General features: G+C 70.7%; 12 protein-coding genes and 2 riboswitches. Of the genes, 7 read left to right on the top strand and 5 right to left on the bottom strand.

The genetic code is table 11. From position 1 onward, the window contains the following. Positions 1 to 6 precede the first annotated feature (6 nt). From NVS89_RS04615 to NVS89_RS04625, 3 genes are all read right to left on the bottom strand, one after another. Complete coding sequence (locus NVS89_RS04615) at positions 7 to 630, bottom strand: energy-coupling factor transporter transmembrane component T family protein (protein ID WP_258731315.1); 624 nt, start codon at positions 628 to 630, stop codon at positions 7 to 9. Between the two features lie 13 nt (positions 631 to 643). Beyond that, positions 644 to 1,366: an energy-coupling factor ABC transporter ATP-binding protein gene (locus NVS89_RS04620; protein ID WP_258731317.1), complete on the bottom strand. Its 723-nt coding sequence runs from the start codon at positions 1,364 to 1,366 to the stop codon at positions 644 to 646. 84 nt (positions 1,367 to 1,450) lie between these two features. After that, positions 1,451 to 1,942, bottom strand: a complete 492-nt coding sequence (locus NVS89_RS04625) for a carboxymuconolactone decarboxylase family protein (protein WP_258731318.1) — start codon at positions 1,940 to 1,942, stop codon at positions 1,451 to 1,453. A 63-nt stretch (positions 1,943 to 2,005) separates the two neighbouring features. On the opposite strand from NVS89_RS04625, the gene NVS89_RS04630 reads away from it, so the two are divergent. Further along, on the top strand, positions 2,006 to 2,509 hold the full coding sequence (locus NVS89_RS04630) for a MarR family winged helix-turn-helix transcriptional regulator (protein ID WP_258731319.1): 504 nt from the start codon (positions 2,006 to 2,008) through the stop codon (positions 2,507 to 2,509). A 4-nt stretch (positions 2,510 to 2,513) separates the two neighbouring features. Here the strand turns inward: NVS89_RS04630 and NVS89_RS04635 are convergent, their stop codons facing one another. Next, the gene (locus tag NVS89_RS04635; RefSeq protein WP_258731320.1) at positions 2,514 to 3,350 is read right to left on the bottom strand and encodes an aldo/keto reductase; all 837 of its coding nucleotides are present in this window, start codon (positions 3,348 to 3,350) and stop codon (positions 2,514 to 2,516) included. A gap of 230 nt (positions 3,351 to 3,580) precedes the next feature. Between NVS89_RS04635 and NVS89_RS04640 the strand changes: the two genes are divergently transcribed. Both NVS89_RS04640 and NVS89_RS04645 read left to right on the top strand, forming a co-directional pair. Continuing rightward, positions 3,581 to 4,618 carry an NUDIX hydrolase gene (locus tag NVS89_RS04640; RefSeq protein WP_258731321.1) on the top strand — a complete coding sequence of 346 codons (1,038 nt, stop codon included), beginning with the start codon at positions 3,581 to 3,583 and terminating at the stop codon, positions 4,616 to 4,618. A 712-nt stretch (positions 4,619 to 5,330) separates the two neighbouring features. Further along, complete coding sequence (locus NVS89_RS04645) at positions 5,331 to 5,456, top strand: hypothetical protein (protein WP_258731323.1); 126 nt, start codon at positions 5,331 to 5,333, stop codon at positions 5,454 to 5,456. A gap of 153 nt (positions 5,457 to 5,609) precedes the next feature. Here NVS89_RS04645 and NVS89_RS04650 read toward each other — a convergent pair whose 3' ends face one another. After that, complete coding sequence (locus tag NVS89_RS04650) at positions 5,610 to 6,044, bottom strand: GNAT family acetyltransferase (protein ID WP_258731324.1); 435 nt, start codon at positions 6,042 to 6,044, stop codon at positions 5,610 to 5,612. A 200-nt stretch (positions 6,045 to 6,244) separates the two neighbouring features. On the opposite strand from NVS89_RS04650, the gene nadA reads away from it, so the two are divergent. The 4 genes from nadA (at position 6,245) to NVS89_RS04670 (ending at position 12,383) form a co-directional block, all read left to right on the top strand. Further along, the gene (gene nadA / locus NVS89_RS04655) at positions 6,245 to 7,306 is read left to right on the top strand and encodes a quinolinate synthase NadA (RefSeq protein WP_374114516.1); all 1,062 of its coding nucleotides are present in this window, start codon (positions 6,245 to 6,247) and stop codon (positions 7,304 to 7,306) included. A gap of 11 nt (positions 7,307 to 7,317) precedes the next feature. Further along, positions 7,318 to 8,832: an L-aspartate oxidase gene (locus NVS89_RS04660; protein WP_258731325.1), complete on the top strand. Its 1,515-nt coding sequence runs from the start codon at positions 7,318 to 7,320 to the stop codon at positions 8,830 to 8,832. A gap of 131 nt (positions 8,833 to 8,963) precedes the next feature. Beyond that, a complete protein-coding gene (nadC, locus tag NVS89_RS04665) occupies positions 8,964 to 9,830 on the top strand; it encodes a carboxylating nicotinate-nucleotide diphosphorylase (protein WP_258731326.1) in 867 nt (288 codons plus the stop codon). A gap of 958 nt (positions 9,831 to 10,788) precedes the next feature. Next, a riboswitch (glycine riboswitch) is annotated at positions 10,789 to 10,890 on the top strand. Position 10,891: 1 nt separating this feature from the next. Beyond that, positions 10,892 to 11,021, top strand: a riboswitch (glycine riboswitch). 66 nt (positions 11,022 to 11,087) lie between these two features. After that, positions 11,088 to 12,383: a D-amino acid dehydrogenase gene (locus tag NVS89_RS04670; RefSeq protein ID WP_258731327.1), complete on the top strand. Its 1,296-nt coding sequence runs from the start codon at positions 11,088 to 11,090 to the stop codon at positions 12,381 to 12,383. The last annotated feature ends 55 nt before the right edge of the window (positions 12,384 to 12,438 follow it).

The following is a 12,438-nucleotide window of genomic DNA, read 5'->3' on the forward strand; positions in this document are numbered from 1 at the left end:
GATCCTTCATTGGCGGCGCGTGCGCGGCAGGGTGCCCGGCACGCCGCCGCGCGCGGCCAGCGCCTCGGCGGTGTGGTGGGACAGTCTCAGCGTCTGGATACAGAACGGCGCGAGAAGGCGCCAGCCGCCGCGCCGGCCGGTGCGCGCGCGCCAGCTCTCGCCCAGCGCCTCCCACAGCGCGAACAGCAGCGGCACGAAGCGGATCATCATCGCCACTGCCAGCGCCACCGCGCGCGGCGACACCCCCACCAGCGCCAGCGGGCGCAGCAGCGGCTCGACCGCGTCCATCATCGCGTCCATGCGCGTGGTCATCGTCACCGCATTCGCCAGCAGCACCATGGCGAGGAGGCGCAGCGCCACCGCGACACCGAGCACCGGGTCGCCGCGCCACCAGTGGAAGGCGAGCAGGATCGCGATCAGCGGCCACATCGGCCGCAGCAGCGCGATCTGGCGCAGCGCCGGCCGGCCGAGCGTCGCGTAGAGGGCGAGCGTCGCCGCGAGCAGCCCCGCCATCGGCGCCAGCGCGTCGAACGGCGCGACGAAGAGGCTCACCAGCGCCAGCGCGAGGAGCTTCCAGCCGGCGGGCACGCCATGCAGCCAGGTGCGCTCGGCGAGGTAGAGCGAGATCACGCGGCCAACTCCCTCACGCGAACGGCTCCGCGCTCACCGCCTCGGCGAAGGCGCGATAGGCGCCGACCACCGCGTCCGGCGGCCCGTCCATGCGCACGCGCCCCTCGTCGAGCCAGATCACCCGGTCATAGGCGGCGAAGGCGTCGAGCTCGTGCGCGATCATCACCACCTGCTGCGGCAGGGTGGCGATCAGCGCCTCCAGCCGGCGCCTCGTCGGCAGGTCGAGGCTGGAGAACGGCTCGTCGAACACCAGCACCGCCGGCTCCATCACCAGCACCGCGATGATGCACACGAGCTGCTTCTCGCCCTCCGAGAGCGTGTGCACCGGCCGCTCGGCCCAGTGCGCGCGCCCGAAGCGGGCGAGCGCGGGCACCGCCTCGCGCGCCGCCTCCCGGCGCGGGCGCCCGGCCTGCTCGAGGCTGAAGGCGACTTCCTCGGCCACGGTCGGGAAGATGATCTGGTGGTCGGGATTCTGGAAGATGAAGCCGACCTTGCGCGGCAGCTCGGCCGCCTTGTCCGTGGCGTCGAGCCCGTGCACCACCACCCGCCCCTCGTCCGCGCTCAGCAGCCCGTTGAACAGGCGCACCAGCGAGCTCTTGCCCGAGCCGTTGGTGCCGATCAGCCCGATCCGCTTCTCGGCGAGTTCGAGCGAGAGCGCGTCGAGCACCACCCGCCCGCCACGCCGCAGCGTGACCTTGTCGAGGCGGATCAGCGGGTCGGGGGAAGGGCTTGGCACGGGCGCAGCATCCGGCGGACGGGAGGGCGGGAACGTTTCGCCCTTCCTATAGCCGATCCGCTCCCGCTGTCGCCCCTCGACCGCTCACGGCGCGGCGGTCACGGGAAAGCGCAGGCCGCCGGCGATGCGGTTCCAGGCATTGATGGTGGCGATCGCGGCGGCGAGATGGGCGATCTCCGCCCGCGACAGATGCGCGGCGATTGCCACCAGCGCGTCGTCGGGCAGCGGCGCGCGGCCCATCGCGGTCAGCGCCTCGGCGAAGGCGAGGATCGCCTTCTCGCGCGCGTCGAACAGGCCGGCCTCGCGCCACACCGCGACGAGATCGAGCTTGGCCGGCGCGACGCCGAGCTTGCGCGCGGCTTCGAGGTGAAGCGCGGTGCAGAAGGCGCAGCCATTGATCTGCGACACCCGCACCTTCACCAGCTCGACCGTGCCGTGATCGAGCCCGGCATTCGCCGCCCGGCTGAGCGCCCTCAGCGCGGGCGTCGCCTCCGGCACAAGCTGCTGGAACTCGGCGAAGGCGAACGGCGCGGCGTCTGGGGAAACGTGCGGGTCGGCGGGATTGTGCGCATTCATGATGGTCTCGATCCACGGTCGCGGTTAGTATCAGAGCACGAACATTATATCAGAGCTCTGATAATGAACAGGGACGAACCTCCCCCGCTCCCCGCCCCCGGCGACGGCAAGCGCGGCGTCGACGGGCATATCGGCTACCTGCTGCGGCAGGCCGCGCACGTCCAGCGCCAGCGGCTGGAGGCCGGGCTCGGCGAGCTCGGGCTCACCGCGCCGCAATTCACCGTGCTCACCATGCTGGAGGCCTATCCCGGCCATTCCAACGCCGACCTCGCCCGCCTCGCCCTGCTGACGCCGCAGACCATGAGCGTCATCGTCGCCAACCTGCTCAGGGCCGGCCTCGTCGCCCGGCGCGCCCATGCGGTCCACGGGCGCATCCGGCAGATCGCGCTCACCGAGGAGGGCCGCCGCCGGCTCGACGCGGCCAAAGCGCGGGTGGCGGACTGGGAGGACGGGATGATGGCCGGCCTCGCCGACGAGCATCGGGCCACGATCCGGCATTGGCTGGCGGGGCTGGCTCGGGGCGCGGCCGAGACCGCCCCCCGAAGCTCCGGCCCCGAACCGCCCTAACCCCTCACAGCATCTCCAGCGAGCGCTTGCGGCTCGGCGGCGGGAAGGCGGCGTCGAGCGCGGCGAAGTCCTGCGCGTCGAGCTTCACCTCGCGCGCGCCGGCGTTCTCGCGCATATGGGCGGGCCGCGAGGCCTTGGGGATCACGATGTTGTTCGGGTTGCGCAGCACCCAGGCCAGCGCGACCTGGAACGGCGTGACGCCGTGGCGGGCGGCGATCTCGGCCAGCACACCCGAGGTCTTGATGCGCCCCTGCTCGATCGGGCTGTAGGCCATCAGCGGGATCGCCTGCTCCTCCAGCCACGGCAGCAGGTCGAATTCCGGCCCGCGCCGGGTCAGGTTGTAGAGCACCTGGTTGACCGCGCAGCCCTCCCCGCCCGGGGTCTCGTAGAGCTCGTTCATGTCGTCGGTGTCGAAGTTCGACACGCCCCAGTGGCGGATCTTGCCCTCGGTCTTCAGGTGCTCGAAGCCGATGATGGTCTCGGCCAGCGGCGTGCCGCCGCGCCAGTGCAGCAAATAGAGGTCGAGCCGGTCGGTGTTCAGCCGCTTCAGGCTGCGCTCGCAGGCGGCGATCACGCCGGCGCGGCTGGCATTGTGCGGGTAGACCTTGGAGACCAGGAACACCTCGTCGCGCAGCCCGGCCAGCGCCTCGCCGAGGAAACTCTCGCAGGCGCCCTCGCCATACATCTCGGCGGTGTCGACCAGCTTCATGCCGAGCTCGACGCCGAGGCGCACCGATTCGATCTCTTCCTTGCGGGCGCTGGCGCGCTCGCCCATCATCCAGGTGCCGATGCCGAGTTGGGGCACCTTTTCGCCGCCGGGAAGAACCACCTTGGAGCTCATCATCCACCTCGCTTGACGTTCCCCTGCCGGATTGCCACCGCCGCCCCGGCGATGCAAGGCCCCGCCCCGCATCGCGCCCGCCCCCATCGGTCCCTGCCGGCCCCGGGACCCGTCCTGCGGGATGCGCCGCGCCTTTGGCGGGCGCCAGCGGCGCCGGGCCGTGCTATCTATGGGGCGGTTCCCCTATTCGGGGGCGATCCCACTTGTCCCGTCCCGTCCGACCGCAACCGATGGCCGCCTCGACCCTGACAAGCCCCTCCGACGACACGCCCCGCACGCCGGCGCCCGCCACCTCTGCGCCCGATCTTGCCGCGCCCGACGGGCCGGAGCCCGGCCCGGCCATCGGCCTGTCGGCGGTGATCGTCGCGGTCACGGGCGACGACCCGAAGGTGCTCGCCATCCGCCATGCCGACGGGCGCGAGGCGCTGCCCTCCGGCCCGCTGGAGCGCGGCCACCGCACGCTGGAGACCGGCCTGCGCTCCTGGGTCGAGCGGCAGACGCTGCAGAAGCTCGGCTATGTCGAGCAGCTCTACACCTTCGGCGACCGCGACCGCGGCGAGGATGGCCGGCGCGCGCTCTCGCTCGCCTATCTCGCCCTGGTGCGCGAGGCACGCCCGGCCGGCGACGCGGATGCAGCATGGCAGAGCTGGTACCGCTATTTCCCCTGGGAGGACTGGCGTGACGGCCGCCCGGCGGTGCTCGACGCGCTGGAACCGGGCCTGCGCGCCTGGGCGGCGGCCGCCGCCAATCCGCGCATGGGCGAGATGCGGGCCGAGCGGGTGACGCTGTGCTTCGGCGGCTCCGGCGCGGGGCACGAGGCGGGCTGGAACGAGGAGCGGGTGCTGGAGCGCTACGAGCTGCTCTACGAGGCCGGCCTCGTCGCCGAGGCGCTACGCGAGCGCGGCTCGGCCCGTCCCGCCCCCGGCCCCTCGGGGGTGGAGATGCGCGAGGACCACCGGCGCATGCTGGCGCTCGCCATCGCCCGGCTGCGCGGCAAGATCAAGTACCGCCCCGTGGTGTTCGAGCTGATGGCGCCGGGCTTCACCCTGCTGCAGCTCCAGCGCACGGTGGAGGCGCTGGCCGGGGTCCGGCTGCACAAGGGCAATTTCCGCCGGCTGATCGAGCAGCAGCGCCTGGTCGAGGAGACCGGCGAGACCACCACCGAGACCGGCGGGCGCCCGGCCCGGCTGGTGCGCTTCCGCCGCGAGGTGCTGCTGGAGCGCCCCGCCCCGGGCGTGCGCCTGCCCGGCGGGCTCGGGCGGCGATAGCCGAAATGCCCAACTCAAATTACGTCAAGAAAAATCGAGAAGAATTAATTTATGAGCCAATGAAAAATTATTATGAGATATTTTCATAGATGGTATTTATTATGGAAATAATGAACAGAATTTCAAGTTTTATCAAATGCAGCCCCCGAATATTTCTCTTTTCCGTCGTAATTATTTCCGTAATTTCTGGAGCATTACTAAATATTTTATTTAGTGAATTTTATAGAAACGCCGAAAATAGCATTTCATGCAGCGACGACGAAATAATATCGATGATAAAACGACAAATACGACGCGAATCTTTATATAATACTAACGAAAAAATGTCTGTAAAAGAGACATTTACACTGGAAAAAGTCAAAGGCTGGACACAATGCGGATTATTTTATCAGATCGAATCCGGAGATTCGATTCAAGCGCGGACAATCTCCGTTCGACGCACGGATCATGGTGAACTTATGTTCCGCATTCCGTAGATACCCTTCTTCCGTAAAAGCTACCCGACTCTCCTTATATGCGCCTGCCCGGCGGCCTCGGGCGGCGATAGGCGCCCTGACATTACGTCACATTAGGGACGCATTGGCCGGTTAGCTTGGCATCGTCGCCGATCGGGCGGCCGAGCCGGCATCGCCAACGATGCAGGCCTTTCTCTCAACATACAGGCGCATCAGCGTCAGCCGCCGACATTGCGTCGCCGCGGCACCGAGGATTCATGTCTACCAAGAAGCAGATCACCACCACCAAGCCCGCCATCCGCTCCAGCGCCGACTGGAAGCCGGAGCCGTGCGGCCTGACGCGCGAGCAGATCCGCGCCATCGTCATCGAACAGATCGGCTGACGAACGGAGGCGTTGGGGAGCAGGCCCACGGGTTCGCGGCGAAGGCCGCATCGGCCCGGCCGGAAGGCCGGGATCGCCCGCTCCCTCGCCCACCGTCACCGCGCCATCAGCGCGGACAAACCTTCCAGACAGTCACGCCTGAAGAGGCCCGCCTCACGACGCGTCGCGCCCGTCGAGCCATTTCGACATGATCACGCGCGGCGCGGTCTCGAAGCCGAGCTTCTCGTAGAAGGCGACCACGCCGGCATTGGTCTCGCGCACGAGGAGCTGCGCCTTGACGATGCCGCGTTCCCGCAGCCAGGCCTCGGCCGCCTCGACCATCAGCGCGCCGACGCCCTGGCGCTGCATCATCGGGTCGACCGCGACGTAGTAGAGCCAGCCGCGGTGCCCGTCATGGCCGACCATCACGCTCGCACCGACCCGCCCGCATTCCAGCCGCGCCACCAGAACGTCGGAGGCCGCCTTGCCGAGCGCGAAGCGGAAGTCGCTCGCCGGATCGTTATAGGGCACGGTGAGCCCGCAGGCCCGCCACAGATGCACCACCGCCCGCTCGTCCGCCGGCGTGGCCGCCCCGATCGCCAATGTCATCCGTACCTTCCCTCGTTGCTGTGCCCCGTGCCGGCCTGCTTCCGCCCGCGCCGGCGATCGCGGCAGCCGATCACCGTATTTGTGACAGACTGTTGACACCGACTTATACTCAGTTCTAGCATAACCTCCGAGACGCCGGGCTGGATGCCCGGCATTCTTTGGCCCAGGATATACTCAAAACGAGCATAAGGGAGGTCGCGATGCTGGAGTTCGACGTCGCTGCCCGTGCCGACCACGCCAACACCGCCGCCCCCGGCTTCGCGCCGGACCACGCGCCCCGCGAGATGCCGCTCGCCCATCTCTACAAGCGGGTGTCGGCGCACGTCACCCCGGCCGAATGGCCGCTCATCGTGCGCGACGTCGAGGCCATCGAGGCCCTGAAGCGCCAGCGCAACGCCGTGGTGCTCGGCCACAACTACCAGGCCCCGGAAATCTTCAACACGGTGGCCGACATCGTCGGCGACAGCCTGGCGCTCGCCCGCGAGGCGGTGACCGTCGACGCCGACGTCATCGTCATGGCCGGCGTGCACTTCATGGCCGAGACCGCCAAGCTCCTGAACCCCTCCAAGACCGTGCTGATGCCGGACATGGAGGCGGGCTGCTCGCTCGCCGAATCCATCACCGCCGAGGATGTGCGCCTGATGCGCGCCCGCTATCCCGGCGTGCCGGTGGTCACCTATGTCAACACCTCGGCCGCGGTGAAGGCCGAGAGCGACTATTGCTGCACCTCGGGCAACGCGGTGAAGGTGGTACGGGCGGTGGCGAAGGAATGGGGCGTCAACCGCATCCTCATGCTGCCCGACGAGTACCTCGCGCAAAATGTGCAGAAGGAGGTGCCCGAGCTCGAGCTGATCGCCTGGAAGGGCCATTGCGAGGTGCATGAGCGCTTCACCCCGACCGACATACGCGACCTGCGCGAGAGCCATCCCGGCGTCGTCGTGCTCGCCCATCCCGAATGCCCGCCCGAGGTGGTCGAGGCGGCCGACTTCGCCGGCTCCACCGCCGCCATGGCCGACTATGTGGGCGACCACAAGCCGGCACGCGTGGTGCTCATCACCGAGTGCTCGATGGCCGACAATGTCGCCGTCAGCCACCCGGAGGTCGAGTTCGTGCGCCCGTGCAACCTGTGCCCGCACATGCGCCGCATCACCCTGCCGAACATCCGCCGCGCGCTGGAGACCATGACCCACCAGGTCGAGATCGACCCGCTCGTCGCCGACCGCGCGCGCCTCGCCGTCGAGCGCATGCTCGCCATCCGCTGAGGAGCGACCCGGTGGACCATTCGCCCGAGAACGTCATCGTCGTCGGCGGCGGTGTCGCCGGCCTCGCCACGGCGCTCGCCCTCGCCCCGCTCCCGGTCACGCTGGTGGTCGCCGCCCCGCTCGGGGCGGAGGCCGCCACCGGCTGGGCACAGGGCGGCATCGCCGCCGCCATCGGCCCGGACGACGCGCCCGAGCTGCACGCGCAGGACACGCTCGACGCCGGCGCCGGCCTCACCGAGCCGGAGGTCGCCCGCCGCATCGCGCAGGCCGCGCCGGGCGCCATCGACTGGCTGGTCGCGCTCGGCACGCCGTTCGACCGGGACGGCACGGGCACCCTCGCACTGGGGCTGGAAGCCGCCCATTCGCGCCGGCGCATCGTCCATGCGGAGGGCGACGGCACCGGCCGCGTGGTGCTGGAGACGCTGGCGAAGGCCGCCCTCGCCTGCCCCTCGATCCACGTCCTCGCCGGCCAGCGCGCCATCCGCCTGCTGACCGACGCCGAGGGCCGCGTCGCCGGGGTCGCGGTGCAGGACCGCGACGCGCGCGTCGCCGCCCTCGCCGGGCGCGCCGTGGTGCTGGCGACCGGCGGGCTCGGCGGGCTCTACGCCGCCACCACCAACCCGCTCGGCGCCACCGGCTCCGGGCTGGCGCTGGCCGCGCGCGCCGGCGCGGTGCTGCGCGACATGGAGTTCGTGCAGTTCCACCCCACCGCCATCGCCGCCGGCGCCGATCCCATGCCGCTCGCCACCGAGGCGCTGCGCGGGGAAGGCGCGCGGCTCTACAATGCGCGGGGCGAGCGCTTCATGGCCGCCATCCCCGGCGCCGAGCTCGCCCCGCGCGACGTGGTCGCCCGCGCCATCTTCGCGCAGATCGCGGCCGGCCGGCCGGTGGTGCTCGACGCCCGCTTCGAGGGCGTCGCCCGCCGCTTTCCCGGCGTGGTCGCGCTGTGCCGCGCGCACGGGCTCGACCCGGCCGAGGCTCCGATCCCGGTGCGGCCGGCGGCGCATTACCACATGGGCGGCATCGAGGTGGACGCGGCGGGGCGCAGCAGCGTCGCCGGCCTGTGGGCCTGCGGCGAGGTCGCCTCGACCGGGCTGCACGGCGCCAACCGGCTCGCCAGCAACTCGCTGCTGGAGGCGCTGGTCTGCGCCCGCGCCATCGCCGCCGACATCGCCGGCTCGCCCATGCACGCTCTTGGCCGGCTGCCCGCTCCCGGCGCTCCCTTGCGTCCCTCCCCGGCGCGGGCGGAGATCCGCGCGCTGATGGAGCGCCAGGTCGGCGTGGTGCGCGAGGCGGCGGGGCTGGAAAGCGCCATCGCCCGCCTCGCCGAGCTGTCGGCCGGCGGCGAGGACGACCTCGCCTTGGTCGCGCATCTGGTGGCCGAGGCGGCGCTCACGCGCACCGAGAGCCGGGGCGGGCATTTCCGCGCCGACCATCCCGAGCCGGCCGCGCAGGCGCTCCATTCGCGCACCGCGCCCTTCGCCGCGCCGGACGCCGGCGCCGACGCGGTGCGGCAGGTGGCCTGAGCCAACGGCCTGATAGCCTGACCCGGCCGCTCGCGCGCCTTCCAACCCACCTCCCGGCCCGGCGCCGGAAGGCCCCACCCCTTCATCGGTCCCGGCCGGCGCGGCCGGCCATGCCCTTCCGGATGGACGCCATGAACACGCCTTCCCTTCCCCCGCTTCCCCGCCTGCTGGTCGAGCCGGTCGTGCGCGCCGCCCTCCTTGAGGATCTCGGCCGCGCGGGCGACGTGACGACGGATTCCGTCGTTCCCGCCGATGCCCGCTTCACCGCCGTCATCGCCAGCCGGCAGCCCGGCGTCCTCGCCGGCATCGACGCGGCGGTGATCGCGTTCGAGCTGATCGACCCCACGCTGAACATCGTTGTCGAGCGCGGCGACGGCAGCGCCCTCGCCCCCGGCGACACGGTGATGCGGCTCGAGGGTCCGGCCCGCGCGATCCTCACCGCCGAGCGGGTGGCGCTCAACATCGCCTGCCGCATGTCGGGCGTCGCCACCGCCACCGCCGGGCTGGTCGAGATCGCCCGTGCCCACGGCAAGGCGCACATCGTGTGCACCCGCAAGACCACGCCGGGGCTGAGGGCGCTGGAGAAGCACGCGGTGCGCGCGGGCGGCGGCTCCAACCACCGCTTCGGCCTCGACGACGCGGTGCTGATCAAGGACAACCACATCGCGGTGTCGGGCGGCGTCGTCCCCGCCATCCGCGCCGCCAAGGCCAATGCCGGCCATATGGTGAAGATCGAGGTCGAGGTCGACACGCTGGCCCAGCTCGAGGAGGCGATGGCCGAGGGCGTCGATGCGGTGCTGCTCGACAATATGGACCCGCCGACGCTGACCCGCGCCGTCGCCATGGTCGGCGGGCGGGCGCTGACGGAGGCCTCGGGCCGGGTCTCGCGCGAGACGGTCGGCCCGATCGCCGCGAGTGGTGTGGACCTGATCTCGGTCGGCTGGGTGACCCACTCCGCCCCCATCCTCGACCTCGGCCTCGACGCGGCGAGCGTGTGAGGGAGGGGGCGCCCGTGGGCCAGAAGCGGAAGCGCGGCGGCGCGGCGGGCGACCCCGACGAGCGGAACGCCTGACGGGTGGAGATATAGAGGCTGAGCGTCAGCCGGCGTACCGCGGACGGGTCAGATGTCCGCCGCCGCCCGCCCGCTCCGGACCGCCCCCGGCGCGCCGCATGCCCTCGTGGCACCGTGGCGGCCCGGGGTGCGGCAGGGACCGAGCCGGCGTAAGCCGATCGCCCTCTTCCTGCACCTGCCCTCGCGGGGCAGCCGCCCCGTGACGGCGGGCAGGAAGAAAAGCCGACCAAGGCTCGGGCGCGCCCGCCTCACCCGGCAAGCGTCCATCTCCCGTCCCTCACCCGGCACAGGGCCGCTCACCTTCGGGGGAGCGGCAGCTCGCGCCTCCCATCCCCCTCCCGGAAAAACTTATCCGCACCCCCCATGGGCGGGGCGATAATGACCGCACCTGTCCCGGCAAGGGGGCGCAACCGGAGCGGCCGGCTCGCGCGGGACGGGGGCGGTGGCCATGGGAAAGGGATAACGCACCCTCGGCCCGTGGCGGCCCAAGCCTTGCGTTCCCGGGCCGCATCACCGCGGTCCACCGGGCGGCATGCCGGTTCGCCGGCGTGCCGCGCCACAGCGGAGGATAGCAACGGTAAGTCCTCCGGGGGCCGCAGGGAGCAAGCCTCAAACACCGCGTGCGGGGCGCCGGGAGCGGCGCGTCGGACGGTTGACTAAAGGCTTGCACCACCTTTCCCACACGGTGCAGGCGACCGCCGGAGCGTTCCGCCCCGGCGCCCCGCGCGCCCTCCTGGAGGGCGCTCCGTGCTCATCCGCCCGACCCCGCGAGGGGTGCGGGGGCTTGGTGCTGGGACGGTAAAGAATGGCGTTCACGAAGGGCGGAACGGCGTCTGTGCCCTTGAATCGGGCATGCTTTTGTGCGATGCATATAGGCGTCTGCTAGTGATTATGCGGGAGAGACCGACAGTCCTCCCGGACAGGTGTCGGCGCCGACGGAGCAACCCCCCAGGAAACTCTCAGGCACCACGGACCGCATAGTCAGGACAATCTGGAGAGAGGCGTCGGCGCCGGCCGTTTCGAGCGTCAGGACGTCCACCGAAGGGGAAGCCCGGGAAGGCAAGCGGCGTGTCGCCGTTCCGTCTCGGGGCGAGCTCTCAGGTACCGCGACAGATTGGGGACAGCCGACCGGAACGCCCATGACGGGCGCCGGTTTCGTCGTCCTCAAGCGCGGGAGCATCCCATGCGCCAGATTGCCGTTGTCGGAGCCGGAATCACCGGAATCACCACCGCCTACGCCCTGTCCGAGAAGGGCTATGACGTCACCGTCATCGACCGCCAGCGCTATGCGGCGATGGAGACCTCCTTCGCCAATGGCGGCCAGCTCTCGGCCTCCAATGCCGAGGTGTGGAACTCCTGGGCCACGGTGATGAAGGGCATCAAGTGGATGCTCACCCCCGACGCCCCGCTGCTGATGAACCCCAAGCCCTCCTGGCACAAATATTCCTGGATGGCCGAGTTCCTCGCCAACATCCCGAACTACAAGGCGAACACGATCGAGACCACGCGCCTCGCCATCTCGGCGCGCGACTACATGTTCGACATCGCCCGCCGCGAGGGCATCGACTTCAACCACGAGACGCGCGGCATCCTGCACATCTACCGCGACCGCAAGGCCTATGACGCTGCGGCGCAGGTGTCGAAGCTCTACGCCGCCGGCGGGCTGGAGCGCCGCGCCGTCACGCCGTCCGAGATCCGCGCCATCGAGCCGACCCTGCACGGCTCCTATTATGGCGGCTTCTACACCCCGTCCGATTCCACCGGCGACATCCACAAATTCACCTTCGGCCTCGCCGAGGTGTGCCGCGCCCGCGGCGTGCGCTTCGTCAACGAGGCGAGCGTGGAGCGCGTCACCCACACCGGCAAGGGACCGGAGGGGACCGGGGTCGAGATCGCCTTCACCGTGGCGCCCGCCTCCGAGGACGCGGCGCCGGTGCGCGAGACGCTTTCCTTCGACGGCGTGGTGGTCTGCGCCGGCATCGGCTCGCGCGCCATTGCCTCCGGGCTCGGCGACCGGGTGAACATCTATCCGGTAAAGGGCTATTCGATCACCGTCATGCTCGACGACGAGGCGAGCCGGAACGGCGCCCCCTGGGTAAGCCTGCTCGACGACAAGACCAAGATCGTCACCTCGCGCCTCGGCAAGGACCGCTTCCGCGTCGCCGGCACCGCCGAGTTCAACGGCGAGAACCGCGACATCCGCGCCGACCGCATCCGCCCGCTCACCGACTGGGTGCGCAAGCTGTTCCCGGAGGTCTCGACCGAGCGCTGCGTGCCCTGGGCGGGCCTGCGCCCGATGATGCCGGACATGATGCCGCGCGTCGCCGCCGGCGCGAAGCCGGGCGTGTTCTACAACACCGGCCACGGGCATCTGGGCTGGACGCTGTCCTGCGCCACCGCGCAGATCATCGCCGAGACCGTCGCCGGCGCCATGCCGGTCGAGACGGAAGCGCCGATGCTGCGCATGGCGGCCGAGTGAGCGGCGGGGGAGTGAGCGGCGGGCTCACGGCCCGCCTCTAACCCCGGGCCGGTCC

Source organism: Ancylobacter mangrovi (assembly GCF_024752355.1).
GTDB classification, from domain to species: Bacteria; Pseudomonadota; Alphaproteobacteria; order Rhizobiales; family Xanthobacteraceae; genus Ancylobacter; species Ancylobacter mangrovi.

Coding starts and splice junctions, on each gene's coding strand:
- NVS89_RS04625 (WP_258731318.1), bottom strand. CDS start 1,942: ATGAATGCGCACAATCCCGCCGACCCGCACGTTTCCCCAGACGCCGCG.
- NVS89_RS04630 (WP_258731319.1), top strand. CDS start 2,006: ATGAACAGGGACGAACCTCCCCCGCTCCCCGCCCCCGGCGACGGCAAG.
- NVS89_RS04635 (WP_258731320.1), bottom strand. CDS start 3,350: ATGAGCTCCAAGGTGGTTCTTCCCGGCGGCGAAAAGGTGCCCCAACTC.
- NVS89_RS04640 (WP_258731321.1), top strand. CDS start 3,581: ATGGCCGCCTCGACCCTGACAAGCCCCTCCGACGACACGCCCCGCACG.
- NVS89_RS04645 (WP_258731323.1), top strand. CDS start 5,331: ATGTCTACCAAGAAGCAGATCACCACCACCAAGCCCGCCATCCGCTCC.
- NVS89_RS04650 (WP_258731324.1), bottom strand. CDS start 6,044: ATGACATTGGCGATCGGGGCGGCCACGCCGGCGGACGAGCGGGCGGTG.
- nadA (WP_374114516.1), top strand. CDS start 6,245: ATGCTGGAGTTCGACGTCGCTGCCCGTGCCGACCACGCCAACACCGCC.
- nadC (WP_258731326.1), top strand. CDS start 8,964: ATGAACACGCCTTCCCTTCCCCCGCTTCCCCGCCTGCTGGTCGAGCCG.
- NVS89_RS04670 (WP_258731327.1), top strand. CDS start 11,088: ATGCGCCAGATTGCCGTTGTCGGAGCCGGAATCACCGGAATCACCACC.